Annotated in this window: 23 protein-coding genes and 1 tRNA gene; 5 read left to right on the top strand and 19 right to left on the bottom strand. The window is 74.2% G+C overall.

From position 1 onward, the window contains the following. Positions 1 to 58: 58 nt before the first annotated feature. Positions 59 to 514, bottom strand: a complete 456-nt coding sequence (locus ACFYNO_RS19625) for a hypothetical protein (protein WP_388013455.1) — start codon at positions 512 to 514, stop codon at positions 59 to 61. Between the two features lie 335 nt (positions 515 to 849). Then, positions 850 to 1,695, bottom strand: coding sequence for a 16S rRNA (cytidine(1402)-2'-O)-methyltransferase (rsmI, locus tag ACFYNO_RS19620; protein ID WP_388013452.1), 846 nt, complete (start codon positions 1,693 to 1,695; stop codon positions 850 to 852). 154 nt (positions 1,696 to 1,849) lie between these two features. Between rsmI and ACFYNO_RS19615 the strand changes: the two genes are divergently transcribed. Together ACFYNO_RS19615 and ACFYNO_RS19610 are read left to right on the top strand one after the other, a co-directional pair. After that, positions 1,850 to 3,721 carry a dolichyl-phosphate-mannose--protein mannosyltransferase gene (locus tag ACFYNO_RS19615; RefSeq protein WP_388013449.1) on the top strand — a complete coding sequence of 624 codons (1,872 nt, stop codon included), beginning with the start codon at positions 1,850 to 1,852 and terminating at the stop codon, positions 3,719 to 3,721. Between the two features lie 147 nt (positions 3,722 to 3,868). After that, positions 3,869 to 5,659 (top strand): penicillin-binding transpeptidase domain-containing protein, encoded by a 1,791-nt coding sequence (locus tag ACFYNO_RS19610; protein WP_388013446.1) that lies wholly within the window; start codon positions 3,869 to 3,871, stop codon positions 5,657 to 5,659. Between the two features lie 60 nt (positions 5,660 to 5,719). Here the strand turns inward: ACFYNO_RS19610 and ACFYNO_RS19605 are convergent, their stop codons facing one another. The 10 genes from ACFYNO_RS19605 to ACFYNO_RS19560 all read right to left on the bottom strand — a co-directional run bounded on the left by ACFYNO_RS19605 (position 5,720) and on the right by ACFYNO_RS19560 (position 17,773). Further along, positions 5,720 to 7,390, bottom strand: a complete 1,671-nt coding sequence (locus tag ACFYNO_RS19605) for a N,N-dimethylformamidase beta subunit family domain-containing protein (protein WP_388013443.1) — start codon at positions 7,388 to 7,390, stop codon at positions 5,720 to 5,722. A gap of 63 nt (positions 7,391 to 7,453) precedes the next feature. Beyond that, complete coding sequence (locus ACFYNO_RS19600) at positions 7,454 to 8,794, bottom strand: glycosyltransferase 87 family protein (protein ID WP_388013440.1); 1,341 nt, start codon at positions 8,792 to 8,794, stop codon at positions 7,454 to 7,456. Between the two features lie 56 nt (positions 8,795 to 8,850). Then, positions 8,851 to 10,320, bottom strand: a complete 1,470-nt coding sequence (locus tag ACFYNO_RS19595) for an APC family permease (RefSeq protein WP_388013437.1) — start codon at positions 10,318 to 10,320, stop codon at positions 8,851 to 8,853. A gap of 46 nt (positions 10,321 to 10,366) precedes the next feature. After that, positions 10,367 to 11,863 carry a penicillin-binding transpeptidase domain-containing protein gene (locus ACFYNO_RS19590; RefSeq protein WP_388013434.1) on the bottom strand — a complete coding sequence of 499 codons (1,497 nt, stop codon included), beginning with the start codon at positions 11,861 to 11,863 and terminating at the stop codon, positions 10,367 to 10,369. Then, a complete protein-coding gene (locus ACFYNO_RS19585; RefSeq protein WP_388013431.1) occupies positions 11,860 to 13,212 on the bottom strand; it encodes an FtsW/RodA/SpoVE family cell cycle protein in 1,353 nt (450 codons plus the stop codon). The genes ACFYNO_RS19590 and ACFYNO_RS19585 overlap by 4 nt, the downstream gene beginning before the upstream one ends. A 94-nt stretch (positions 13,213 to 13,306) precedes the next feature. After that, on the bottom strand, positions 13,307 to 13,807 hold the full coding sequence (locus ACFYNO_RS19580; protein WP_388013428.1) for a DUF1269 domain-containing protein: 501 nt from the start codon (positions 13,805 to 13,807) through the stop codon (positions 13,307 to 13,309). Positions 13,808 to 13,919: 112 nt separating this feature from the next. Next, a complete protein-coding gene (locus tag ACFYNO_RS19575) occupies positions 13,920 to 14,375 on the bottom strand; it encodes a MarR family winged helix-turn-helix transcriptional regulator (RefSeq protein WP_388013425.1) in 456 nt (151 codons plus the stop codon). A gap of 103 nt (positions 14,376 to 14,478) precedes the next feature. Continuing rightward, positions 14,479 to 16,071 (bottom strand): MFS transporter, encoded by a 1,593-nt coding sequence (locus ACFYNO_RS19570; RefSeq protein ID WP_388013422.1) that lies wholly within the window; start codon positions 16,069 to 16,071, stop codon positions 14,479 to 14,481. Between the two features lie 203 nt (positions 16,072 to 16,274). After that, a complete protein-coding gene (locus tag ACFYNO_RS19565) occupies positions 16,275 to 16,946 on the bottom strand; it encodes an ABC transporter (RefSeq protein ID WP_388013419.1) in 672 nt (223 codons plus the stop codon). Continuing rightward, entirely contained in the window at positions 16,943 to 17,773 is an 831-nt protein-coding gene (locus ACFYNO_RS19560; protein WP_388013416.1) for an ATP-binding cassette domain-containing protein, read from the bottom strand. The genes ACFYNO_RS19565 and ACFYNO_RS19560 overlap by 4 nt, the downstream gene beginning before the upstream one ends. Before the next feature lie 77 nt (positions 17,774 to 17,850). Between ACFYNO_RS19560 and ACFYNO_RS19555 the strand changes: the two genes are divergently transcribed. The 3 genes from ACFYNO_RS19555 to ACFYNO_RS19545 all read left to right on the top strand — a co-directional run bounded on the left by ACFYNO_RS19555 (position 17,851) and on the right by ACFYNO_RS19545 (position 20,879). After that, complete coding sequence (locus tag ACFYNO_RS19555) at positions 17,851 to 19,065, top strand: aminoglycoside phosphotransferase family protein (protein WP_388013413.1); 1,215 nt, start codon at positions 17,851 to 17,853, stop codon at positions 19,063 to 19,065. A gap of 116 nt (positions 19,066 to 19,181) precedes the next feature. After that, complete coding sequence (locus tag ACFYNO_RS19550; RefSeq protein WP_388013410.1) at positions 19,182 to 19,730, top strand: hypothetical protein; 549 nt, start codon at positions 19,182 to 19,184, stop codon at positions 19,728 to 19,730. Positions 19,731 to 19,835: 105 nt separating this feature from the next. Further along, a complete protein-coding gene (locus ACFYNO_RS19545) occupies positions 19,836 to 20,879 on the top strand; it encodes a hypothetical protein (protein WP_388013407.1) in 1,044 nt (347 codons plus the stop codon). 88 nt (positions 20,880 to 20,967) lie between these two features. Here the strand turns inward: ACFYNO_RS19545 and ACFYNO_RS19540 are convergent. The 7 genes from ACFYNO_RS19540 to galU all read right to left on the bottom strand — a co-directional run bounded on the left by ACFYNO_RS19540 (position 20,968) and on the right by galU (position 26,192). Next, a tRNA-Ala gene (locus ACFYNO_RS19540) sits at positions 20,968 to 21,041 on the bottom strand. Positions 21,042 to 21,106: 65 nt separating this feature from the next. Next, positions 21,107 to 22,057, bottom strand: coding sequence for a hypothetical protein (locus ACFYNO_RS19535; RefSeq protein WP_388013404.1), 951 nt, complete (start codon positions 22,055 to 22,057; stop codon positions 21,107 to 21,109). Positions 22,058 to 22,211: 154 nt separating this feature from the next. Next, positions 22,212 to 22,796: a GNAT family N-acetyltransferase gene (locus tag ACFYNO_RS19530; protein ID WP_388013401.1), complete on the bottom strand. Its 585-nt coding sequence runs from the start codon at positions 22,794 to 22,796 to the stop codon at positions 22,212 to 22,214. A gap of 14 nt (positions 22,797 to 22,810) precedes the next feature. Beyond that, complete coding sequence (locus tag ACFYNO_RS19525; RefSeq protein ID WP_388013398.1) at positions 22,811 to 23,314, bottom strand: molybdenum cofactor biosynthesis protein B; 504 nt, start codon at positions 23,312 to 23,314, stop codon at positions 22,811 to 22,813. Next, complete coding sequence (moaC, locus tag ACFYNO_RS19520; protein WP_388014033.1) at positions 23,311 to 23,751, bottom strand: cyclic pyranopterin monophosphate synthase MoaC; 441 nt, start codon at positions 23,749 to 23,751, stop codon at positions 23,311 to 23,313. Before moaC ends, ACFYNO_RS19525 begins: the two co-directional genes overlap by 4 nt. A gap of 166 nt (positions 23,752 to 23,917) precedes the next feature. After that, positions 23,918 to 25,249, bottom strand: coding sequence for a gephyrin-like molybdotransferase Glp (gene glp, locus ACFYNO_RS19515; RefSeq protein ID WP_388013395.1), 1,332 nt, complete (start codon positions 25,247 to 25,249; stop codon positions 23,918 to 23,920). A gap of 25 nt (positions 25,250 to 25,274) precedes the next feature. After that, entirely contained in the window at positions 25,275 to 26,192 is a 918-nt protein-coding gene (gene galU / locus ACFYNO_RS19510; protein WP_388013392.1) for a UTP--glucose-1-phosphate uridylyltransferase GalU, read from the bottom strand. Positions 26,193 to 26,243: the final 51 nt, after the last annotated feature.

The following is a 26,243-nucleotide window of genomic DNA, read 5'->3' as shown; positions in this document are numbered from 1 at the left end:
CTAGACGGGACCCGGACCCGGCCCGCCGCACACGGCGGGCCGGGTCCGGTCGACGGGCTCAGGAGCCGGGCAGCCAGAACTGGTACCAGTGCTGCCGGATCCGGTGCTCGCGGGGCTCCCTCGGCTGCTCGGGCTCGGCCGGCTCCGCGTACGGCGCGTAGCCGGGCGCCACGAACCGGCTCCTGGTGGAGGCCACCCGGCCCTCGCGCATGATCCGCACGGTGTGCCCGCCGCAGCCGGGGCAGCTGGGCTTGAGCAGCGGCGAGGGGACCCGCACGCCGTTGGCTCGGTACTGGATCACCAGGTGTCCGTCGCGGTCCCGGTGGTGCTCGATGTCGTACCCCTGCTCCCAGCCGTAGCCGCAGTTCAGGCAGGCGAAGGAGTAGGCCTCGTGGACCGTGGGGACGGGGTTGTGCGCGATCCCCCGGCCGAGGGCCGGGGCGGGGTCGGCGGTCTGCTTCAGCAGGCCGGTGGCCGGGGTGCCGCCCAGCGGGCTACCGATTGTGTCGCTCATCGCGGTCTCCCTGCGCCCGCCGGACGTTCGTCCGGATCGGGTCTTTCCATCCGATGGAATGCCCAAGCGGCCCGTCCCGATGCCCGACTTGCCGAGACTTGGCGGGGAGTTGGGAAAACCTGTACGAACCACCGGCGAAACCCCAGCTCAGCCGGTGTTCTCCGGGTGCGGGCTTTACCTTTCCGGCGGGCCCGCGCGGCGGTGCGCCGGTCCGCGGCGCGGGGTCGCTGTCGTCGGGAGTCGAAGGCACCGGCGCACGCCCTGGGACTCGTCATTCCACGGTACGCGCGAGGGGCGGATGGGGCGAGGCTCCGTTCAGGCCCCGCAGCCGGGCGTCACGGGGTGTGCTTGGCGGCCACCACCGCGTCGAAGACCTCGCGCTTGGGCAGCGCCAGCTCGGCCGCTACCGCCGCGATGGCCTCCTTGCGGCGCTCCCCCGCCGCCTCCCGCCCGGCCACCAGGGCAGCCAGCTCGGCGGGCGTCAGCTGGGCGGGCGGGGCCGGCGGAGCGCCGCCGACCACCACGGTGATCTCGCCGCGCACCCCTTCGGCGGCCCACTCGGCCAGCTCGCCGATCGGGCCGCGCTTGACCTCCTCGTAGGTCTTGGTGAGCTCCCGGCAGACCGCGGCGGGCCGCTCGGGGCCGAAGGCCCGGGCCATCGCGGCCAGCGTCTCGGCGATCCGGTGCGGGGCCTCGAAGAAGACCATGGTGCGCGGCTCGGCGGCGATCTCGGCCAGCGCCCGGCCGCGGTCGCCGGCCTTGCGGGGCAGGAACCCCTCGAAGGTGAAGCGGTCCACCGGCAGCGCGGACAGCGCCAGCGCGGTGAGCACGGCGGACGGTCCGGGCACGGCGGTGACCCGGATGCCGGCCTCGACGGCGGCGGCGACCAGCCGGTAGCCGGGGTCGGAGACCGAGGGCATCCCGGCGTCGGTCACCAGCAGCACCCGGGCGCCGCCGGTCAGCGCCTCGACCAGCTCGGGGGTGCGGCCGGCCTCGTTGCCCTCGAAGTAGGAGAGCACCCGCCCGGCCGGGGCCACCCCGAGCGCCTGGGTGAGCCGGCGCAGGCGCCTGGTGTCCTCGGCGGCGATCACGTCCGCCTGGGCCAGCTCGGTGAGCAGCCGGGGCGGGGCGTCCGCGACGTCGCCGATGGGGGTGCCTGCGAGAACGAGTACTCCTGTCACCCCGCCATCCTGTCAGGCCGGACGCCCGGCCCCCGGCCCGGACGGCCCCGGCGGGGCGGCGGGTGTCCGACCGGTGGGCCGCGGCCCGCCGACAATCGTGATGATTCGGGCAGCTTGTCGGCAGGGGCTTCTGCTTTCACCGGCCGCCCCTACGATGTGGCGGGTGACTGGCGAGACGGCGGCCGAGGCGGCAGTGGTAGAGACCACTGTGGAGACCGGCCCGGTGGACGAGCAGGACCCGAGCGGCGCCGCGATACCCGGCCCCCGCCCGGAGGACCGGCGTGCCCCATGGGTGCGCCGGCTGGCCGCCCACGGCTACCGGGCCCCGGAGCGCCTGTCGCTGCAGGAGCGGCTGGTGCCGCCGATGCCGGACGGCCCCGGGGTGACCCCGAGCCCGGCCAGGCCCTCGCCGCTGATGCTGCGGGCGGGCCTGAGCGTGCCCGAGGAGCTGTGGACCTGGCTCTGCCGCTGGTCCGGCTGGCTGGGCCCGCTGGCGGTGGCGCTCTTCGGCGGCCTGCTGCGGTTCTGGAAGCTCGGCAGCCCCGGCGGGATCATCTTCGACGAGACCTACTACGCCAAGGACGCCTACGCGCTCTGGCAGGGCGGCTACGAGACCAACTGGGCCGACACCGCCAACAGCCAGATCCTCGGCACTCCCCAGGTCATCCCGTACAAGACCGACCCGGCCTTCATCGTCCACCCGCCGGTCGGCAAGTGGATCATCGGTATGGGCGAGCAGCTGTTCGGCATGCACCCGCTGGGCTGGCGGTTCATGCTGGCGCTGCTCGGCACCGCCTCGATCCTGATGATCGCCCGGATCGGCCGCCGGCTCTTCCGCTCCACCCTGCTGGGCTGCGTGGCCGGCCTGCTGCTCTCGGTGGACGGCCTGCACTTCGTGATGAGCCGCACCTCGCTGCTCGACCTGATCGTGATGTTCTGGATCCTGGCCGCCTTCGGCTTCCTGCTGCTGGACCGGGACCGCACCCGGGCCCGGATCGCCCGCATCCTGGACGGGGCGGCCGACGCGGCCACCGCGCACCGGATGCGGCTGGGCCTGCGCCCGTACCGGCTGGCGGCCGGGGTCTGCGTCGGACTGGCCTGCTCCACCAAGTGGAGCGGGATGTACGTGGCGGCCTTCTTCGGGCTGCTGACGGTCTTCTGGGACCTGGGCGCGCGCAAGCTCGCCGGGGCCCGCCACCCGTACTGGTCGGTGCTGCGCCGGGACGGCCTGCCGGCCTTCGCCTCGATCGTGCTGGTGGCCGCCGGCACCTACGTCGCCTCCTGGTCCGGCTGGCTGGCCAGCAGCACGGCGCCCGGCAAGGGCGGCTACGGCCGCGACTGGGCGGTCGGCCGGCACGGCATCTCCACCGAGTACGTCACGCTGCCGGTGCTGGGCCGGGTGAAGATGCCGTTCCAGGTGAGCATGGACTGGGTGCCCGCCGGGCTGCGCTCGCTCTGGCACTACCACTCGCAGATGTACGACTTCAACGTCAACCTGCACAGCCCGCACCTCTACCAGTCCAACCCGTGGAGCTGGCTGGTGCTGGGCCGGCCGGTCTCCTTCTACTACGAGTCGCCCAAGTACGGGCAGAGCGGCTGCAAGGCCAGCGAGTGCGCCTCCGAGGTACTGGCGATCGGCACCCCGCTGCTCTGGTGGGCGGGCGTGATCGCGCTGGCCTACTGCCTGTACCGCTGGGTGCTGCGCCGCGACTGGCGGGCGGGTGCGGTGCTCTGCGGGCTCGGCGCCGGGCTGCTGCCCTGGTTCGAGTACCAGCAGCGCACGATCTTCCTGTTCTACGCGGTGGCCTTCGTGCCGTTCATCGCACTGGCGGTGACGATGCTGGTCGGCGCGCTGATCGGCCCGGCCCGGGCCACTCCGGAGCGCCGGCTGGTCGGCGGCGCGGCGGCGGGCGTGCTGGTGCTGCTGATCGTCTGGAACTTCCTCTACTTCTTCCCGCTGTACACCGGCCAGGTGATCCCGATGCAGGACTGGCGGGCCCGGATGTGGTTCACCAGCTGGATCTGAGGCCGGTCGATCGGGCCCGATCCAGGGTGATCGGCAAACGGACGGGTCTGTACCAGCTCTGTCACGAGCCGGGTCGTTGAGCCGGTCGGCGCAACGGCTCGGCTTAGGCTGTGCTGACTCCATTCGTCCTACCTCCGGGGGAGCAGCATGCGTCAGGGGCCCAAGGCCGCCGTCATCACCACCGTCGCGGTCGCCATGCTCGCGGCCGGCGGCTACGCGGCGTACTCACTGGTCGGCTCCGGCAGCGACGGCAAGAAGGCCTCCGCCGCGCCGGCCCAGCGCCACGTGGTGGCCGGCACGCCGGCCGCCGATCTGGCCGCCGCCGGGGAGAAGGACTTCCTGACCGCCTGGTCCTCCGGCGACCTGGCCGCGGCCAGCAAGCTGACCGACGACCCGGCCGCCGCGCTGACCGCGCTGACCGCCTTCAAGGACCAGGTGAAGCCGAGCGCGGTGACCCTGACCGCCGGCGCGCCGACCACCCCGACGGCCTTCGCCTCGGCCACCACCGGCCCGACCCCGGCGGCCTCGGCCTCGGCCAAGCCCTCCCCGTCCCCCTCCGCCGCGGCCTCCGGCTCCGGCTCCCCGTCGGCGGCCGCCTCGCCGTCCGCGGCGACCGTGCCGTCCGACGCCGCGCTGATGACCTTCAAGTCGCACGTGGAGTTCGCCGGCACCACCAACGTCTGGGACTACACCGGGTACCTGGGCATGGTGAAGATGAGCGACGGCAAGGCCGCGGTGCACTGGGTGCCCAGCGTGGTCCACCCGCACCTGGGTCCGGGCGAGACCATGACCACCACCCAGATCTTCAACCCGCCGACCAAGGTGACCGACCGGAACGGGCAGCCGCTGGCCGCGTACCACTCGCTCGACCAGGTCGTGCTGAAGTACCAGACCGCCACCACCGCGGGCGACCCGGCGGACGCCGGCACCGGCGTGGTGATCACCGACGACGCGGGCAAGAACAAGCCCGAGCCGCTGTTCACCATCGTCGACCCCAAGCCCGGCAAGCCGTTCAAGCTGACCATCGACGCCAAGCTGCAGGCGGCGGCCGAGCAGGCGGTCAACGAGCAGTACGCCAAGAGCCAGAACAAGACCCCGGCCGGCATGGTGGCGATCGAGCCGAGCACCGGCAACGTGCTGGCGATGGCCAACGCCCCGGCCACCGGGCAGAACCTGGCCTTCCTCGGCCAGACCGCGCCGGGCTCGACGATGAAGATCGTCACGGCCACCGCGCTGCTGGAGGCCGGGATCGACCCGAACGCCACCATGCCGTGCCCGGCCACCATCAGCCCCGGCACCACGTACAAGAACGACTTCGACGGCGACTTCAACGACTACACCTTCGCCCAGGACTTCGCGAAGTCCTGCAACACCGCCTTCATCAAGCAGGGCCTGACCAGCCTGAAGTCGGGCGACCTGGCCAAGGTGGCGCAGGACGTCTACGGCATCGGCCCGGCCTGGAAGACCGGCATCACCAGCGCCGACGGCAGGATCCCGGGCCCGGGCCAGACCAAGGACGAGACGGCCGGCGAGTTCATGGGCCAGGGCAAGATCCTGATGAACCCGCTGGCGATGGCCTCGATCGCGGCCACCGTGGAGAGCGGCACCTTCAAGCAGCCGATCCTGGTTCCCGGCATGCAGCAGATCCCGGCGGCCCGGCAGCTCAGCCCGGACGTGCTGGGCAAGCTGCGCACCCTGATGAACGGTGTCTTCACCAACAACATGGGCACCGCCTACGGCGCGATGAACGGGGTCAGCGGCACCCTGATCGGCGGCAAGACCGGCACCGCCGAGACGGCGCCGAACGCCCCGACCAACAGCTGGTTCACCGGCTTCCGGGACAACCTGGCGGTCTCCGCCGAGGTGCTGGGCGGCGGCTTCGGCGCGGACTCGGCGATGCCCGCCGTGGTCGAGGTGCTGAAGGTCGGCAACGGCTGACGGAGCCCGACGCGCGAACGCCTGACGGCCGGTCTGCGGACCGGCCGTCAGGCTTTCGGGTCACTTGGTCCCGTAGACCTGGGCCACGTTGTCCTGCGGCGGATGCGCCTTGCCGGCCGGGCCGGCCGCGAAGGCCTGCAGCAGGGTGGTGGTGACCTGGGTGGTGAGCGCGCCGGTCTGCGCGTTCATCGCGTGGTCGTTGCCGTTGCTGCCGTCGCCGGTGGCGTCCAGCGACTCCACCCAGCGCATGGTGCCGCTGGCGAACACCCCGGCCCCGCTGGGCGCGGCGTAGAAGGCGGTGTCGCTGAAGCTCCGGCGGCCCTCGCAGGTCACCGGGGAGTGCGCCAGGATCTCGATCGGCCGGGGTGTGTCGAAGCCGGTGTTGACCCGGTCGTACTCCACCCCGACCAGGTGCGGGAAGCTGTCGCCGGCCTTGGCGCCGGTCCCGGCGAAGAGCCAGTGGTCGGGGTCGGTGACCACGTAGGGCTCGTCCACCGGGTAGCCGTCGTAGATCACGCCGAGCAGCGAGCTCTCCGGGTCGGCACCGGGCGCGACCCGGTAGTCGTTGGTGGCCGGCTTGCCCTGCTTGAAGCCCGGGTCCTCCTGGTAGGAGGTCTTGTAGCAGACCACCTGCCGGTCCGGGCCGGTCGGCGAGGGCTCGTAGCGGACCCGGCGGAAGCAGCAGTTGGCGCCGAGGACGGCCAGGTTGGTGCCGGCGTCCCGGGCCGCGGCGACATGGGCCCGCTGCTCGGGCGACCAGTACTCGTCGTGGCCCAGCGAGAGCACCGCGAGGGCGCCCTTGAGCAGGTCGGGCGAGCCCGCCAGGTCGGTGCTGGTGGTGTAGGCGAGCGGCAGGCCCAGCTTCTCGGCCAGCGCGATCAGCGGCGTCTCGTAGACCATGAAGAGGCCGGCGCCGTCGTAGGTGTCGTACGGGCGGTCGAAGGAGGCCACCAGCGAGCGGGTCGGATAGCCGCCGGTCGGGCCGTTGTAGAGGTTGTAGCCGCCCCACAGGTTGTAGGCCTGCCAGGTGGCGACGGCGTTGACCACCACCAGCTTCCCGGCGGTGGCGGCGGAGCGGACGGTGACCGGCACGTACCGCTGGCCGGCGCCCCCGTCGGCGTCCAGCCGCAGCAAGTAACTGCCCTCGGGCCAGCCGGTGGTGTCCACGGTGGTGCCGACCGGCCAGTCGGTGGAGACCATCCGGGTGGCCTTGTCCACGGTGGCGGCGGACTGCCTGCTGCCGGGCAGGTGGTCGGACTGCCAGACCTGGCGGCCGCGGGCACCGCCGTAGTAGCCCATCCGGTAGGCGGTCACCCGGTAGCCGGGGGCGGTGGTGGAGACGTGCAGGCCGAACTTCTCGCCGGGCAGCACGCTGACCCGGTCGGCCCAGCCCTCGATCGCCCGGTCGGGGCCGGCGTTGCCGATCCGCCAGTCGGGGTTGCCGGGCTTGTCGTTCTCCTTCTGCGCGGCGGAGGCGGAAGCGGTGGCCGAGGGCGAGGCCGGCCCGGCGGCGGGCGCCTCGGGCGGGGCGACCGCCGCCGAGGCGGCCCCGCCCTTCGAGCCGCCGTCCGAGCCGCAGGCGGCCAGCCCCGCGCCGGCGGCCGCGATCCCGGCGGCCGCGCCGCCCGCCAGGCCGAGGAAGGTGCGGCGGCCGGGCCGGGAACCGCCGCGCTTGCGGTGGCCGGCGGCCGGCTCCTCGGAGCGCTTCGGGTCGCGGCGGTGCTCGCCCATGCGGGTTCCTCCTGGTTCTACGGCGGGGTCGGAGAAGTCGGCGCCATACTCCCCTACGATCCGTCAGACTCCCCCGGCGGGTGACCGCGACGCACCCGCCGTCCACCGAACGCGCGCGCCCGACCGGTGCGCCGCCGCGCGCTGGGCCAGCCGGGGCCAGCAGACCAGCACGGCGGGCAGCGCCAGGTAGCCGAACCGCCCGGCGGGGGCGAGCAGGAAGGCGGTGGTCAGCCCGGCCGCCAGCCGGTCGGCGGCGGCCGCCGCGGTGGCCGGCGGGCGCAGCAGCAGCCAGCCGCCCACGGCCAGCCCGCCCGCCAGCATCAGGGCCAGCGCGGCGGTGTGCCCGGCCGGTCCGAGGTCGGCGAGCAGCTTGCCGGGCAGCGGGCTGCCGGCCGGGGTGCGCACGGCGGTCAGGCCCAGCGGGTAGCGCACCACCTGGAGCCAGAGGTCCCGCGGGCGCTGCAGCGCGAACGGCAGGATCACGGCGGCCGAGAGCGCCGCGCAGACCGCCGCGGCCCGCAGCGCGGCCCGGCTGCCGTGGCGGCGGCGCAGCAGCAGCACGGCCACCGGCAGGGCCGGCCAGGCCGTCCACTTGAGCGTGCAGGCCAGTGCCAGCACCAGTCCGGCGGCGATCGGGCGGTTGTCGGCGGCCAGCGCCAGGGCCAGGCAGCAGACGCCGATCAGCGGCAGGTCCACCCCGCCGACGGCCAGGCTGAGCGCGATCAGCGGGGAGCCGGTGAGCACGGCGAGCGGCAGCAGCGGCGAGTCGGCCGGGTCGGTCCTGACCAGGCGCCAGCTGACGGCCAGGCAGGCGAGGAAGGCGGCGGCGAACCAGAGCCGGGCGTCGCCGGCCAGCAGCGCGGCCCGGCTGCCGCGGCCGAGCAGCGCCCGGGGCAGTCCGAACAGGGCCATGCCGGGCAGGTAGGGGTCGAAGTCGGTGACGGCGGCCGGGTGCGGCAGGTAGGGCGTGCCGGTGTGCAGCAGCAGGGCGGCGGAGCGTTCGACCACGCCGACCTCGGACTGCGCACGGCTGTGCACGGCCAGCAGGGTGAGCGGCAGCAGCACCGCGCCGCCCAGGGTGAGCAGCGCGGCGGCCCGCCCGGCGAGCCGCCGGGGCAGCACCAGCACGGCCAGGCCGGCCAGCAGGTAGGCGGGCGCCGCGGTCTCGCCCCAGAACCGCTGGTTGGCCAGCCGGGAGACCAGGGGGAAGCAGCCGGCCCAGCCGGCCGCGACCAGGCAGGCGAGCAGCCGCACCGCCCGCCGCCCGCCGAGCGCGGCGACCCGTCCGGCCGGCTCCGGCCGGGCGGCCGGCCCGAGCGGCGGCCCGCCGGTGCGTTGGCGCGGCACTTCCGGCGCGAGGGGGCGGCCGCGGGTCGGAGCGTCGGGCTGACGGTGGGTCACCATGCCTGGAAGATTAGGCCGGTGGGCGTGTCACGACGTCACCGTTGGGCCGTTCGGGTTCAGCGGTGCAGCGCCTGCGCCGGCTCCTCGGCGCCGCGGGCCAGCCGGGAGTGCCGGATGCCGTAGCCGAAGTAGGCGGCGGCCGCCAGCAGCAGGGCCGCCCCGAAGAAGCCGAAGGTCAGCGGGTGCAGCCCCTTGATCAGGTAGGCGCAGAAGCCGACGCTGAGCAGCGGGGTGACCGGGTAGCCGGGCACCCGGAAGCCGCGCGGCAGCCCGGGATTGGTCCGGCGCAGCACGATGACGCCGATGCTCACCACCGAGAAGGCCGCCAGGGTGCCCATCGAGGTCAGGTCGGTCAGCACGTCCAGCGGCACCACCGCGGCCAGCAGCGCCACGCCCGCGCCGACCACCAGGGTGTTCCAGACCGGGGTGCCGGTGCGCGGCGAGACGGCGGCGAACCGGGCCGGCAGCAGTCCGTCGCGGCCCATCGAGAAGAGGATCCGGGTCTGCCCGTAGATCACCACCAGGGTGACGCTGAAGATCGACACGATCGCGCCGAGCGCGAACATCAGGGCCGGCCAGGTCTGCCCGGTCAGATCCTGGAGGATCTGCGCCAGCCCGGCCTCCTGGCCGTCGAACCGCTGCCAGGGCTGGGCACCGACCGCGGCCAGCGCCACCCCCACGTAGAGCAGGGTGACCACGACCAGCGAGATGACGATGGCCAGCGGCAGGTTGCGGCGCGGGTTGCGGACCTCCTCGCCGGCGGTGGAGACGGCGTCCAGGCCGATGAAGGAGAAGAAGATGCTGGAGGCGGCGACCCCGACGCCGGACCAGCCGAACGGCATGAAGTCGTGCAGGTTGCCGGAGCGGAAGCCGGTCAGGCCGATCGCGATGAAGAGCAGCAGCACCACGATCTTGATCCCGACCATGACCGCGTTGACCCGGGCCGACTCGCTGACCCCGCGCACCAGCAGCAGGCAGACCAGCGCGACCAGCACCACGGCGGGCAGGTTGACGTAGCCGCCGTGGCCGGGCGGGGCGGCCAGCCAGTCCGGCACCCGGCCCACCCCGATCGTCCTGGCGAAGGCGAGTTCGGCGAACTTGTTGAGGTACTGCCCCCAGCTGACCGCGATCGCCGAGGCGGCGACCGCGTACTCCAGCAGCAGGCAGACGCCGACGCCGAACGCGGTGGCCTCGCCCAGGGTGGCGTAGGCGTAGGAGTAGGAGGAGCCGGAGACCGGGATCGCCGAGGCCAGCTCGGCGTAGCAGAGCGCGGTCAGCCCGGCGGTGACGGCGGCCACCACGAAGGACACCACCACGGCGGGCCCGGCCTCGGGGACGGCGGCGCTGAGCACGAAGAAGATGCCGGTGCCGATGGTCGCGCCGATGCCGATGGAGGAGAGCTGCCAGAGCCCGATCGAGCGGCGCAGGTGCCCCTCTTCCGACTGGCTGCCGTCGCTCTCGGCGATCAGCGTGGCGACGGGCTTCCGCCGCAGCAGGGCCTGGCCGAGGGTGGGGGTGGTGCTCACGGTGCCGCTTTCTACCTATTTATAACATTAACCGCATAAATATACCTCAGCTGCCGCCGAGCACGGCCTGCATCACCGAGCGGGCGATCGGCGCGGCCAGTCCCCCGCCGGTCACATCGGTCGCCGCGCTGTCCGCGATCACCACGGCCACCGCCACCGGCGGCACCCTGGTGGAGCCGGCCGGGCGGGCCCAGGAGATGAACCAGGCGTAGGGGATGCCGCTGTTGTCCACCCCGTGCTGGGCGGTGCCGGTCTTGCCGCCGACCTGCGCGCCGGGGATCGCGGCGTTCGAGCCGGTGCCGTTCTGCACCACGTCCGTCATCAGCTGCTGCACCTGGCCGGCCACCGCCGGGCTGACCGCCTGCTTGTAGGACTGCGGGTGCATCAGCTGCACGGTGCTGCCGTCGGACTTCGCCAGTTTGTCCACAAGCTGGGGATACATCACCGTGCCGTTGTTCGCGATGCCGGCCGCGACCATCGCCATCACCAGCGGGGTGGCGGCGGTGTCGAACTGGCCGATCGAGGAGAGCGCGAGCTGGGACTGGTTCATCGCGGTGTCGAAGTTGCTCCGGGCGGCCCGCACCGGGGTGTCCAGCCTGGCGTCGTTGAAGCCGAAGGCCTGCGCGGTGGCGGCCGTCCTGTCCAGCCCGGTCTGCACCCCGAGGTAGCCCAGCACGCTGTTGCAGGAGAGCGTCATGGCCGTGTCCAGGTCCATGTTCGGGGTGTCGCAGGCGCTGCTGTCGTTGACCAGCGTGGTGGTGGTGCCGGGCAGCACGTACGGGGAGGGCGCGGTGGTGGGCGCGTGGATGTCGGTCACCACGCCGTTGGCCAGCGCGGCCGCGGCGGTCACCACCTTGAAGGTGGAGCCGGGCGGGTAGGTCTGCCGCAGCGCCCGGTTGAGCATCGGCTGGTCGCTGTCGGCCTGCAGCCTGGTCCAGGCCTCCTGGTCGGCGGTGGCGGAGCCGGCGAAGCTGCCCGGGTCGTAGGAAGGAGTGCTGGCCAGCGCCAGGATCCGCCCGGTGGCGGGTTCGATCGCGGCCACCGCGCCCTTCTGGCCGCCCAGGCCGTTCATCGCGGCCTGCTGGGCGGCCGGGTCGATGGTGGTGTACACCTGCCCGCCCGGGTTCTGCTGCCGGCTGATCGCGTCCCAGAGCGCCCAGCCGGCCAGCCGGCCGTCGGTGCCGCTGAGCAGCGCGTCCTCGGTGCCCTCCAGCTGGGTGTTGCCGTAGATCTGCGAGGAGAAGCCGGTCACCGCCGCGTAGAGCGCGCCGTCGGGGTAGCTGCGCTTGTAGGCGTAGCGGCCGCCGGTCGGGGTGGAACCGGTCACCGGCCTGCCGCCGACCAGGATGGGGCCGCGCGGCTGCCCGTAGCGCTCGATCGCCTTGCGCTGGTTGGCCGGGTTGTTGTCGTACCCCTTGGCCTGGAAGTACTGCACCCGGGTGGCCTGGGCCGCCAGCAGCACGCTGAGCAACAGGCAGAAGGTGCCGGCCCGGCGGCCGGTGACGGCCACACCGGGTCGTTGGTCTCCGGGGCGCCGGCTCATGCGGGCTCCCCCTGCGGCCGACGGGCCAGGTCGCTCATCCGGACCAGCAGCGCCACGATGATCCAGTTGGTCACCACCGAGGAGCCGCCCTGGGCGATGAACGGCAGGGTGGCGCCGGTCAGCGGGATCAGCGCCAGCACCCCGCCGGCCACCACGAAGACCTGCAGCCCGATCACGGTGGCCAGGCCGATCGCCAGCAGCCGCCCGAACGGGTCGCTGAGCGCGATGCCGGTGCGGTAGCCGCGGCCGACCAGCAGGGCGTAGAGCAGGAAGAGCGCCAGCAGCCCGGTCAGCCCCAGCTCCTCGCCGATGGTGGCGAGCACGAAGTCCGACTTGGCGGCGAACCCGATCAGGATCGAGTGCCCCTTGCCCAGCCCCTCGCCGAGCAGCCCGCCCCAGGCGAAGGCGAAGAGCGACTGGGCGATCTGGTTGGCGCCCTGGCCGGCCTGGATCGAGGCCAGCGGGTGCAGCCACTGGTCCACCCGGGAGTGCACGTGCGGCGAGAGCCAGCCGACCGCGGTGACCCCGGCGGCGGCCAGCACCAGGCCGATCGCGATCCAGCCCAGCCGGGCGGTGGCCACGTAGAGCATCACCACGAAGATGCCGAAGTAGAGCAGCGACATGCCCAGGTCGGTCTCCAGCACCAGCACTCCGACGAAGGCCGCCCAGACCAGCAGCACCGGCCCGAGCACCCGGCCGGGCGGCAGCCGGAACTTCCAGATCTGGCGGCCGGTCAGCGCCAGCGCGTCGCCGTTCGCACCCAGGTAGGCGGCGAAGAAGACCACCAGCAGGATCTTGGCGAACTCCCCGGGCTGGATGGAGAAGGAGCCGACGGTGATCCAGATCCGCGAGCCGTAGACGGCCGGGAAGAAGATCGGCACGATCAGCAGCACCAGCGCCACCAGCGCCCCGCTGTAGGCGTACCGGCTGAGCCGCCGGTGGTCCCGCAGCAGCACGGTGACCAGCAGGAAGAGGCCCACCCCGAGGGTGGACCAGAGCAGCTGGGTGGGCGCCGCCGAGCTGTGCGGGGTGGCCCGGTCCAGCCGGTAGATGACGACCAGTCCGATGCCGTTCAGCAGCACCGCGAGGGGCAGCAGCAGCGGGTCGGCGTAGCGGGCCTTCCAGCGCACCAGCAGGTGGGCGACCAGGGCCAGGCCGCCGAGCGCGGCGCCGTAGCGGGCGGCGTCGGCGGGCGGGCGGCCGTCGATGTTGACGCCGACCTCGACGTAGCCGAAGACCGCGATCGCGACCGCGCCGATGACCAGCAGGAGTTCGGTGGTCCGGCCGGTGCGGCGGGGCCGGAGGGCCGGCCCGGGCCGGCTGGCCGCGACGGCGGCGGGGGTGGCCATGCGGCGGCTCCGGCGTGGGATGGAGTGGCTGCGGGTCCGGTGCGGCGGCGGCGCGTCAGACGGACGGCCGGTCCGCCGCCGCGCCGACGGCCCGTCAGGCGGGCTGCTGCGCCCGGGCCTGGACCAGCTCCTTCAGGTGCTCCTCCTCCTCGGTGGAGAGCGAGGTCTGGATGATCTGGCCGCCGAACCGGGCCAGCGCCGGGACCACCTTGTCCGCGGTGGCCCGGCGGACCAGCAGGAAGACGGCGGCGGCACCCGGCCGCAGGTGCTCGCCGACCCGGCGCATGAAGTCGTCGTCCACGCCCACGTCGGTGGAGGCGCCGACCGCGGCGCCGGTGGCACCGCCGACCGCCGCGCCGATCAGCGGCATGAAGAAGAGCAGGCCGATCACCCCGCCCCAGAGCGCACCGGAGGCCGCGGCCACGCCGGTGGTGCTGGTGGCCTGGTGCAGCTTGATCCTCCCGTCCTGGCGGCGCTCCACCACGACGATGTCCTCGAGTTCGATCAGCGACTGCTTCTGCAGGTCCAGCGCCTCGTTGCGGACTTGCTGGGCCGTGGCGAGGTCCGGGTACGCGATCGCGAAGAGGTTGCTCACGGGTGGGTCCTTCCGACTCGGCGGGCATGCTGTCGCCACCGTAGTGAGCATTTAGCCTATTTATCCACGACCTGTGACGGTGTGTCCGCTTTTCTCCCCGCGCACCGCGGGGTCAGTCGCAGACCGACTCCGGCCAGCGGCCGGCCAGCAGCCGGCCGAGCATCCCGTGCAGCTGCTCCTGGCCGCCGGGGCCGAGCTGGGCGAAGAACGCCTCCTCGGCGGCACTGGCGACCGCCTCCACGGCGGTCAGCGCCTCGCGCCCCGCCTCGGTCAGCCGCAGGATGTAGCGCCGGCGGTCGGCCGGGTTGCGGTGCCGCTCGACGTGGCCGGTCCGCTCCATCTCGTCGATCAGCGCGACCACGGTGGTGGGGTCGAGGTTGACCACCTTGCTCAGGTCCTGCTGGGAGAGCTGGGCCTCACCGGCCAGTGCGGAGTAGACCATGAAGTGCCGCAGCGTGTAGCCGGCCTCCTGGAAGGCCTGTTCGGCCAGCTCCTGGATCAGCAGTCCGGCCTTGAAGAGCAGCACGCCGGTGTGCCCGGCCAGCAGGAAGTCGGCGCGCAGTTCCATGGCACAGCCCTCTCATCATCGGATTCCCCATTATCGGCGAAACCGACCCTCGGCAGAACGGGCGGTCCGGCCGGCCGCGCGGGCGGCCGGCCGGACCCGCCGCTCAGCCGTGCTCGGCGCCGGCCAGCGCGCTCTCGTGCAGGTCGCGCCGGCGGATCAGCAGGAACCCGCAGACCGCGGCGGCCGCCGCCACCGATCCGCAGAGCACCAGCACATCGGTCAGCCCGTGCACGAAGGCCGCCCGGGCCGCCTCCCGGACCGGGCCGGCCAGCTCGGCGGGCACCGACTTCGCCAGGTCGCCGCCCGCTCCGGCGGCCACCGCCCGGCCGCCCGCCGTGGCGCCCGCGCCCAGCGCGCTGCCCGCCGGGGAGGCGGCGAAGCCGTCGGTCACCCGGTGCTGGAAGAGCGCGCCGAAGCCGGCGATCCCGATCGCGATGCCGACCTGCTGGAAGGTCTCGCCGATCCCGGCGGCCATGCCCGCCTTGGCCGGCTCGGCCACCCCGATCGCCAGCGAGGCGCGCGGCGGGTTGAACATGCCCATCCCGGCACCGGTGGCCACCATGCTCGGCAGCAGCGCCGTCCAGCCGCTGCCCGGGTGGACCAGGGTGACCAGGAAGAGGCCGGCCGCCATCAGCGCGGTCGAGGTGCCGACCAGCAGCCGCGGCGCCACCCGGACGGTCAGCGAGCCGGTGACCGCGGCGACCACGAAGAGCACCAGGGTGAGCGGCAGGAACCGCAGGCCGGTGTCGAGCGGCGAGAAGCCCAGCTCGTTCTGCATGTAGGACACCTGGAGGAAGATCGCCGACATGCCGGCCGCGTTGGCCAGCAGGGTGGCGGCCGAGATCCCGTTGAAGGTCAGGTTGCGGAACAGGCCCAGGTCGAGCATCGCGGCCTCGCCGAGCCGGCGCTCGATCAGCCAGAACGCCACCAGCAGCACCGCCGAGCCGGCGAACATCCCGATGATCGCCGCGCTGCCCCAGCCCAGCGCCTCGCCGCGCAGGAAGCCCAGCACCAGCAGGGTGAGCGCCCCGGAGAAGGCCAGCAGACCGGCCCAGTCCACCCGGTGCGCGGCCGGGTCCCGGGACTCGCCGATCCGCAGCGCGCCGAGCACCATCGCGACCACCCCGATCGGCACGTTCACCAGGAAGATCCAGCGCCAGCCGACGCCGTCGGTGAGCGCGCCGCCGATCAGCGGGCCGAAGGCGATCGCCAGGCCGGAGACGCCGCCGAAGACGCCGAACGCCAGCCCGCGGTCCTTGCCGCGGAACTCCTGCCCGATCAGCGCCGGGCCGACCGCGAAGAGCACCGCGGCGCCCGCGCCCTGCACCCCGCGCGAGATGTTCAGCGCGAGGATGCCGCCGGCCGCACCGCAGGCCAGCGAGGCGGCGGTGAAGAGCGCGAAGCCGGCCAGGTAGATCCGCTTGCGGCCGAGCCGGTCGGCCAGCGAGCCGCCGGTGAGCAGGAAGGCGGCCAGGGTCAGGGCGTAGGCGTCGAGCACCCACTGCAGGGCGGAGAAGTCGGCGTGCAGCGCGGTCCGCAGGTCGGGCAGCGCCACGTTCACCACGGTCAGGTCGAGCATCAGCATGAACGTCGCGATCGAGACGATGCCGAGCGTCCACCAGCGGCCGGCACCCCGGGGGGCGGGGGCCGTGGCGTCCCGGGCGGGCGGCGCGTCGAGCTTTGGTGCGGTGGACATGGCGAAACCCCCAAGTGGTTAATCATCGAAATCTCGATGATTTGAGAATCGTCCATCGGTAGTCCGATCGTCAAGTGGAGGACGGTCGAAGAGCAACCGAAGAGCGGCCGACATCCACCTGACAGGGCCACCCCGGTCGCTGTGACATGGCGAAGGGCCGCCGATCCGTGGATCGACGGCCCTTCGCCCCGCGGACTACCGGCTCACTCCGTGCGGCGCCCCGCCAGCACGACGGAGGCCGCCACCGCCGCGGCGGCCAGCAGCAGCGCGCCCAGCAGCCCCGCCACCGGCAGCTCCACCCGGGCCGCCTCGGAGCCGGTGACCAGCGCCCGCACCGCCGCGTTGCCCGGCAGGCCCGGCGCCACCAGCGCCAGCGCCGAGAGCCCGAGCACCCCCAGCAGCCCGTACCCCGCCCGCAGCAGCACCGGCCGGTGGCAGAGCGCCCCGACCGCCAGCCCGGTGAGCACGCAGGCCAGCCCGGCCAGCAGACCGGCGAGCAGCGCCGGCGGGACCGGCACGCTCTTCCTGGGGTCGTTGACGGTCTGTCCGCTCAGCGCCCAGACCGCGCCGGTGCCGAGCAGCATCAGCACCGTCCCGGCGAGCAGCGCCGCCAGCAGCGAGGCCAGCTGCACCCGGGCCGCCCCGCGCGCGGCCACCAGCACCGTCCGGGCCTGCGGAGGGTCGGCGGTGACGGCGCAGCGCACCCACCAGGCGGTGATCGGCACCAGCAGCGCGGCGCCCAGGCCCAGCCCGTCCAGCAGCGCGCTGCCCTCCTGCATCCCGATCGCCAGCAGCGCCGCGTAGCCGAGGAACGGCGGCAGCCAGCGCTGCGAGCGCAGCAGCAGCTCCAGTTGATAGCGGATCAGTGCCGTCATGGCGTCTCGCTCCGCACCTCGACGATGTGGGCCGGGCCGGCCAGCAGCCGGCGCAGCAGCGCGTCCGAGTGCTCGCCGGCCACCCGCAGCAGCACGGTGCCGTCCGGCCCGGGCTCGCGCCCGGGGTCGCCGGGCAGCAGCTCGGGCAGTTCCCCTGCCGCGACCACCACCCGCACCGGCGGCAGTGCGACGGCGGCGGTCGGCTGAGTCGGCGTCAGCCGACCCTCCGACACCCGGTAGGCCGCGGTGGCCAGGCCGGCCAGCCGATGGGGGTCGTGGTCCACGAAGAGCACCGTGCCGCCCTGCCGGGCCCGCTCGGCGGCGGCCTCGTCCAGCAGGGTCCGGGAGGCCTGGTCGAGCCCGGTCCAGGCCTCGTCCAGCAGCAGCAGGTCGGCCTCGGCGAGCAGCGCCTGGGCCACCGCGACCTTCTGGCAGCTGCCCTTGGAGAGCCGGCTCAGCGGGGTGCCGGCCCGGTCGGCGAGGCCGAACCGGTCCAGCCAGTGGTCGGCCCGCTCGGCGGCGGTGCGCGCGTCAAGCCCGTGCACGCCACCCACCCGGCGCAGGTAGCCGGCCGCGTCGAAGGGCAGCGCGGGCGGGAACCGCTCGGGCACGTAGGCGCGCCGCCCGGCCCGCTCCACCCGGCCCCGGCTCGGCGGTTCGATCCCGCCGGCCAGCTTCAGCAGGGTGGACTTGCCGCTGCCGTTGGCCCCCTCGATCCGCACCAGCGCGCCGGGCGCCAGCTCCAGCGCGAGGTCGCGCAGCACCCACGGCGCACCCCGCCGGTAGCGCTTGCCCACGCCGGTCATCCGCAGCCGCAACGTCCGCACCCCCGTTCGGAAAATCGCTCGCCAAGGCCCGGCCCGCACCGCAGACTGCACCGGTGAACAATCCAGTCAATCGTACGGTGACCGTCCTGCTGACCCATCGCGAAGGGGAGTTGGGGGCGGTCGGCCCGTTCCCGGTGGAGCGGCCCCGGTGGCACGAGGTCGGGCCGGTCACCGAGCACCTGGCCGAACTGCTGGGCGTCGCGACGGTGGTGCTGCGGCTGCTGGACGTGCACGGCGGCGGGGGCGGGCTCGGGGGTCTCGCGGTCTACCACGCGGAGGCGCTGGACGAGCCGGCCGACGGGGCCGGGCTGCGGCCGCTGACCGAGGAGGAGCGGGAGTCGCTGGCCCCGCACCCGCTGCGGGCCGGCTACGCCACCGCCGAGGGCGTCCGGGCGGCGCTCGACTGGGCCGGGCGGGCGCTGGCCGCCGCCGGGCGCCCGGTGACCGGCCCGGTGGCGCAGGTGAAGACCTGGAACCTGGCCGGCCTGTTCCGGCTGCCCACCGCCACCGGCCCGGTCTGGCTGAAGACCGGCCGGGACTTCGCGGTGGACGAGGCCGCCGTGATCGCGCTGTTCGGCGCCGTGGACCCGCGGCTGGTGCCGCCGGTGCTGGCCGCCGACCCGGAGCGCCGGCTGCTGCTGCTCGACCACGTACCGGGCGAGGACTGCTGGGGCCCGTCCGCCGAGGTGGTGGCGGACGCCGTGCCGCGGCTGGTCCGGGCGCAGGCCGCGCTGGCCGCCAGCTACCCGGGCGGCATCCCGGCCGGGCTGCCGGACCGCTCCCACGCCGCGCTGCTGCCCGCCGTCAAGGCGCTGCTGGACGGCCCGCCGGCCGCCGAGCTGACGGCCGGGGAACTGGCCCGGGCCCGGGCGATGTCCGACGCGCTGCCGCAGCTGGTCGAGCGGCTGGCCGCCTGCGGGCTGCCGCCGGTGGTGCTGCACGGCGACTTCCACCCCGGCAACTGGCGCTCCACCGGCACCGCCGCCGTGCTGGTGGACTTCGCCGACGCCTGCCAGGGCCACCCGGCGCTGGACGGCCTGCGGCCGCGCGACTTCTGCTCCGAGGAGCGCTGGGCGCAGGCGGCCGCGGCCTGGTGCGAGGCCTGGCGCACGGTGGTCCCGGGCAGCGACCCGGAGCTGGCGCTGCGGCTGGCCGCGCCGTTCGCCCACCTCGGCTACGCGGTGCGCTACCAGGAGTTCCTGGACGCGATCGAGCCCAGCGAGCACCGCTACCACGCGGGCGACCCGGCCGCCGAGATCCGCGCCGCGCTGACTGCCTTCGAGGCGCTCTGACCCGCAACGGCGGCACCCCGGTCCCCGCGCGACACGCGCCGGGGGCCGGGGTGCCGCCGTTCCGGCCGATCGAGCGCGGAGGATGAAACGGCATAATCCGGACAAAGGAGACCGCCGTGCGTCCCGTCCTGCTCCCGCCGCCGCCCGCGGTCGCCTTCACCTTCACCGCCGAAGCCAGCGGACTGGTCGCCGAGATCGAGGCCTACCTGGCCTCGCTGCCGGCCCCGGCCGCCGCCCGCCCCGTCCCCTACCTCTGCCCGCTCGGCACCGTCCGGCAGCCCTGGCACGCCGGCCACCCACTGCCCCGGCGCACCGCGCTGGACCGGCTGCTGCGCCGCCCCGCCCGCCCGGTGCCGGTCAGCGCCGCCGGGCACCTGGAGCTGACCTCCCGTTACCTGGCCCACGCGGGCTGGCTGCAGGGCGCGATGTGGGACGCGGCCGGCCGGGTCTGCCTGCTCGGCGCCCAGGCCGCCGTGCTGGCCCACGGCTACGGCACCGCCGGCACGGTGCGCACGGCCCGGGTCCAGGTGATGGAGGTGCTGCACGCCACCGGACGGCCCGTCAGCTCCCCCGACGAGTACAACGACCGCCCCACCACCCGGCAGGCCGACGTCCACCTGCTGCTGGAGCGCGCGGCGCTGCGGGCGCGACGGCTCGGGCTGTGACCTGTTGCACGGCCGTGACGGCCGCCCGACGCGATCAGGACGCGGTCGGCCCAGGATTGAGGCATCACCAACCGCTCGAACGATGCCTTCCGGGGGGAAGTTCCCATGGCCGTCCGCCGCCGCCGCTCCACCGCGTCCCTCGCCCTGACCGCCGCACTCGGCGTGAGCGCCGCCCTGCTGCTCTCGGCCTGCGGCCCGGACGAGGTGACCGCCGGCGGCACGCCCGCCAGCTCCGCCCCGGCCGTCCCGGCCACCCCGGCGGGCGGCGCCAGGCCGACCGCCGCCGGCAGCGCCAAGCCCACCGCCTCCGCCCCGACCTCCGCCGCACTGCCGGCGCACGGCACCGGCGTGCCGCACCTGACCCTCAGCAACGGCGGCAACCTGGTGCTGCTGGACAACGCGACGGTCGACTTCCACACCCAGGTCCGCGACTTGGCCTGGTCGCCGGACGGCAGCAAGGCGGTCTTCATCGACGGCCACGGCAACCTGGTCACCAGCAACCCCGACGGCACCGGCCAGCACACCCTGGCCACCAACCCGGGCGGCCAGACCTGGTCGCACCCGGCCTGGAAGCTGGAGCTGCCCTCCGAGGCCGCCAACGTGAGCAGCGACAACATCGTCTTCACCATCGAGAAGGGCGGCCACCCGGACCTCTACCAGGTGCCCGCCGACGGCGCGCCCGCCGCCCCGGCCCCGCTGCCGCTCGGCGTCGCCGACCCCTCGCTGCCGCAGCCGCAGCAGCACGAGAACACCTGGGCCAACGTGGCCGGCACCATGGGCCTGCTGGCCTACGAGAACACCGCCGACGGCCAGGTCTACATCCGCGACGACTACCTGCGGCTGAACACCTACAAGCTGACCGCCGGCTCCGAGCCCGCGCCCTCCCGGGACGACAAGGAGGTCGCCTTCGTCCGCTCGGTCGGCGGCCACGACCACCTGTTCGCCGTGGACCTGGCGACCCAGGCGCTCAAGGACGTGGACCTCACCCCGAACGCCACCACCGACTACACCGAGCCCTCCTGGTCCCCGGACGGCAAGCAGTTGGTCGCCCGCACCCCGGACGGCCTGGTCCTGCTGGCCGCCGACGGCTCCCAGGCCCCGCACAAGGTGGCCGGCAACCTCCAGGGCCTGCCCGCCTTCCGGGCCTGAACCCCCGAACTGCCCCCGGCGGCCCGCGACCTGACAAAGCGGAGAGCCCGCCCCGGTCCTTGCGGACCGGGGCGGGCTCTCCGTTGGGTGGAGCTGAGGGGATTCGAACCCCTGACCCCCTCGATGCGAACGAGGTGCGCTACCGGACTGCGCCACAGCCCCAACGAGAAGAAACTCTAGCACCTTTTCGAGGGGGGCCGTGACCACCTCCCGCTGGTGGGAGGGGGTCACTCGTTGGCGGCCCGCGGGCGGGCCTGAGGGGCCGGGGTCTCGTACTGGTCGAAGAGCGGGGTGCGAGGGGACTCGGCGGTCGGGCGGCCGGAGTTCCAGGTGCCCGGGGTGTTCAGGTCCAGGCCGCGGGTGACCCGGGGCGCCACCGGGGCGGTGACGTAGGTGGGCAGCGGCACCGGGACCGGCTCCCAGGAGTCGGGGCCGGCGGCGGCGCGCTCGCGCAGGCCGTCCACCCACTCCTCGTGGTCGGTGGCCTCCACCAGGGCCTGCCGGGGCTCCGGGTCGGCGGCCGGCTCCGCCGGGGCGGCGGCGGGCAGCGGGTCGGCCGGCTCGGCGGGGACCGCCGCGCGCACCGTCTCGGCCGTCCTGGCCCGCTCCCGCTCGCGCTCGCGCACCGACTGGGCGGCGGACGCGGCCCGGGAGCGGTCCAGCTTGACCTCGAAGCGCTGGCGCTCCAGCCGGCGCAGGTGGCCGATGTAGAGGGTGAGCAGCGCCGCGGGCAGCGCCGGCACCCAGAGGAAGGCGACCCCGGCCACCGCCGCGATCACCGCGCCGAGCGCGAAGGCGGCGAAGAGCAGGGTGACCATCCGGCGCCGCCGGGCCAGCACCCGGGCCCGCCGGTCGGCGGAGTGCCCGGTGGCGGGCACCACGGCGGCCGACGGTGCGTCAGCGGGGCGGGCCGGCCGGGCCGGGGCGTCGTCGGACTCCCCGTCGGCGGGGCCGTCGCTACGGCCGTCGGCGGAGTGGTCGGCGCTGTCGTCGTCGCCGAGGGCCCGGGACGCCCGCCGCTCCATCGCCGACCGCCCTGCCAGCAGGCGGATGGCGGTGCTGAAACGTTCTGTCGGGCGCGATTCGTTGAGCTCGTCCTGCCTGCGGAGCCACATGGGCACCAGATAGGCAGCCCAGGCCCCCACGATGACCGCGTAGATGAGGCCGCTACTGCTCACGTTTCACACCGTACGGGCGCCGGGTAAGGGCGGTCAGCAATTTGGCACGGCGTGTCGCCCCGCCAAACTGATTCTCTGACTATTTTGCCGGTATTTGTGACCGCTTGGCCGGGTCCCGATGCCATATCGATATGAATTTCGAACACTTATTCAATTACCTTGTGCGCCACCGCCGGAGCAGCCCTTCCGGGACCTCCTCCGCGGTCAGCGCGTACACCAGGTGGTCCCGCCAGTCCCCGTCGATGTGCAGGTACCGCGGGCGCATTCCCTCGGAGCGGAAGCCGAGCTTTTCCACCACCCGCCGGCTCGGCCCGTTCTCCGGCCGGATGCAGACCTCGATCCGGTGCAGCCCCAGCCCGTGGAAGCAGTGGTCGGTGGCCAGCGCCACCGCGGTCGGCATGATGCCGCGACCGGCCACCGCCTCGTCGATCCAGTAGCCGATGTTCGCCGAGCACATCGAACCCCAGGTGATCCCACCCACCGTCAGCTGCCCGACCAGCTGCTCCTTGTAGGTCAGCACGAAGGGCAGCATCCGGCCCGCCGCGGCCTCGTGCCGCAGGTAGCGCACCATCTGGCGGTAGCTCGGCCGGGGGCCGGTGATCCGGCCGGGCGGGGTCGGCGGCACGGTGGCCTCCCAGCGCCGCAGCCAGTCCCGGTTGCGCCGGCTGGCCTCCTGCCAGGCCCGCTGGTCGCGCTGGCGGATCGGCCGCAGCCCGATCACGCCGTCCCGCAGCTCCACCGGCCAGCCCGCGCTCAGCTGGCACTCCCCTCGGGGCCGGCAGCCGGGCGCGGGTGGTCCCCGCCGGCCAGCTGGTCCACCGCGTGCGCCAGCAGCGGCTCCAGCACCGCCAGGCCGTCCTTCACCCCGCCGGTCGAGCCGGGCAGGTTGACGATCACGGTCCGCCCGGCCAGCCCGGCCAGGCCCCGGGAGAGCGCCGAGGTGGGCACCTTCTCCCGGCCGTAGGCCCGGATCGCCTCGGCGATGCCCGGGATCTGACGGTCGAGCACCTGCGCCGTCATCTCCGGCGTCAGGTCCATCGGCGAGATCCCGGTGCCGCCGGTGGTCAGCACCACGTCGTAGCCCTCCGCGACGGCCGCCCGCAGCGCCGCCAGCACCGGCTCGCCGTCCGGCACCACCCGCGGCCCGTCGGCCTCGAAGCCCATCCGGCGCAGGCCCTCGACCAGCAGCGGCCCGCCCTTGTCCTGGTACACCCCGGCCGAGGCGCGGTTGGAGACGGTGACCGCCAGCGCTCTCACGCGGCACCGCCGTCGCGCACCCAGTCGCCGCTCTTGCCGCCGGTCTTGCTGAGCACCCGGACGTCCTCGATCGCGGCCGCCTTGTCCACCGCCTTGACCATGTCGATCACGGTCAGCCCGGCCACCGCCACCGCGGTCAGCGCCTCCATCTCCACCCCGGTGCGGTCGGCGGTGCGCACCGTGGCGGTGATCTCCACCGCCGTGTCCGTCACCGCCAGGTCCACGGTGACGCCGGAGATGGCGATCGGGTGGCAGAGCGGCACCAGCTCGGGGGTCTTCTTGGCGCCCATGATCCCGGCGATCCGGGCCACCGCGAGCGCGTCGCCCTTGGGCACGCCCTCGCCGCGCAGCAGCTCGACCACCGTGGGCGAGACGGCCACCCGCCCGGCCGCGACGGCGGTGCGCACCGTGGTGCTCTTCTCCGAGACGTCCACCATGCGGGCGGCGCCGGTCTCGTCCACATGGGTCAGGCGGTCGCCGCCGGGGGGTGTGGTCACGTCAGTTCTCCAGCAGGACGGGGTGAATACCGCGCTACCGTACCGCTACCCGCCCGGCCCGCCGCGCCCAGCGGCCACATCGCGGACCGCGCCGCGCCACCGCCGGTCAATCGGCGAGCAGCACCACGTCCACCTGCTCGCCCGGCGCGACCGACTCGGCCCGCTCCGGCACCACGATCAGGCAGTCGGCCATGGCCAGCGCACCGACCAGGTGCGAGTCCGCCCCGCCGACCGGCGCCACCTCGCCGCGCTCGGCCAGGTAGCGCCCGCGCAGGAACTGCCGGCGGCCGGCCGGCGAGCGCAGCGCGGCCGTGCAGACGGCCCGCACCACCGGGCGGTGCACCTCGGCGGCGCCCAGCATGGTCCGGATCACCGGGCGGACGAAGAGCTCGAAGGAGATGTAGGCGCTGACCGGGTTGCCGGGCAGCGCGAGCAGCGGCACCCCGCCGATCCGGCCGAAGCCCTGCGGCTTGCCGGGCTGCATCCGCAGGGTGCGGAAGTCCATCCCGGCGTAGTCCTCGAAGACTTCCTTGACCACGTCGTAGGCGCCGACGCTGACCCCGCCGGAGGTGACGATCAGGTCGGCCCGGCCGAGCTGGTCGTCCAGCACCGCGCGCAGCCGCTCGGCGTCGTCGGGCACCCCGCCGACCCGGTAGGCGATCGCGCCGGCCTGCTGGGCGGCGGCGGTCAGTGTGAAGCTGTTGGAGTCGGAGATCTGGCCCGGGCCGACCGGCTCGCCGGGCTGCACCAGCTCGCTGCCGGTGGAGAGCACCACCACCCGGGGGCGCGGACGGACCGTCACGCTGCCCCGGCCGATCGCCGCGAGCAGGCCGAGCTGGGTGGGGCCGAGCCGGGTGCCTGCGGTCAGCACGGTGCTGCCGGCGGTCACGTCGCTGCCCGCCCGGCGGATGTGCGCGCCCTCCCGCACCTGCTGCCGGACCCGGACCTCCTCGTCGGCCCGGGCGGCGGTCATCGCCTGCGCCGCCAGGCCGCTGCCGGTGCCGCCGTCGGTCCACTCGACCGGCACCACGGCCTCGGCGCCCGGGGGCACCGGGGCCCCGGTCATGATCCGCACCGCCTGGCCGGGGCCGAGCCGGGGCAGTTCCCGGGCGCCGGCCGCGACCTCGCCGACCACGGCCAGCACCGAGGGGTACTGCTCGGTGGCGCCGACCGTGTCGGCGGTCCGGACGGCGTAGCCGTCCATCGAGCTGTTGTCGAAGGGCGGCAGGTCACCGGCGGCCGTCACGTCCTCGGCCAGCCGGCAACCCCGGGCGTCGAGCAGCTGCAGCTCGATCGCGGGCAGCGGGGAGACCTGGGCCAGCACGTCGGCCAGGTGCTCGTCGACCGTCCAGTACCGCCGGTCCGGGGCCTCGGTCGCGCAGGCGTCCGGCTGGTCCCCGTGCTGGTGCTGTCCGCTGGTCCCGCTGTCAGCGCTCATCCCGCTACCGCCTTCCGGCAGGCGCTCAGGCCTGCATCTCGCTCGCCACGAACTCCTTGAGCCAGCTGCGGAAGTCCGGACCGAGGTCCGCGCGCTCGCTGGCCAGTCGGACGATGGCGCGCAGGTAGTCGGCACGGTCGCCGGTGTCGTAGCGACGGCCGGAGAAGACCACGCCGTGCACCTGGCCGCCCTCGTCGGCGTTCAGCGTAGCCAGCGTGCGCAGCGCGTCGGTGAGCTGGATCTCGCCGCCGCGGCCGGGCTCGGTCTTCTTCAGCACCTCGAAGACCGCCGGGTCGAGCACGTAGCGGCCGATCACCGCGTAGTTGGAGGGCGCCTCGGCCGGCTCCGGCTTCTCGATCAGGTCGGTGATGTGGAAGACGTCGTCGCCGAGGCCGTTGGCCTCGACGGCGGCGCAGCCGTAGAGGTGAATCTGCGCGAGATCGACCTCCATCAGCGCCACCACCGAGCCGCCGAGCTCCTGCTGAACCTCGATCATCCGGGCCAGCAGCGGGTCGCGCGGGTCGATCAGGTCGTCACCGAGCAGCACCGCGAAGGGCTGGCCGGCCACGTGCTGCTCGGCCACCAGCACCGCGTGGCCGAGGCCCTTGGGGTCGCCCTGGCGCACGTAGTGCATGTTGGCCAGCGACACCGACTCCTGGACCCGGCGCAGCTTGTCCAGGTCGCCCTTGCGGGAGAGCAGTTCCTCCAGCTCGTAGGCCCGGTCGAAGTGGTCCTCCAGCGCACGCTTGTTGCGGCCGGTGACCATCAGTATGTCGGACAGGCCGGCCGAGGCGGCCTCCTCCACGACGTACTGGATCGCGGGCTTGTCGACGACCGGCAGCATCTCCTTCGGCGTGGCCTTGGTCGCGGGCAGGAAGCGGGTCCCGAGACCGGCAGCGGGCACAACCGCCTTGGTGACGGGCATACGGGCGTTCGTCGTCATGCGTTGACCTTACTGATGCGGATGGCCGCGCACTGAAAGCAAGGTTAATCG

This window comes from Kitasatospora sp. NPDC006697 (assembly GCF_042869935.1).
In the GTDB taxonomy this organism is placed as follows: Bacteria; Actinomycetota; Actinomycetes; order Streptomycetales; family Streptomycetaceae; genus Kitasatospora.
This window is presented reverse-complemented; position numbering and strand designations above follow the sequence as displayed.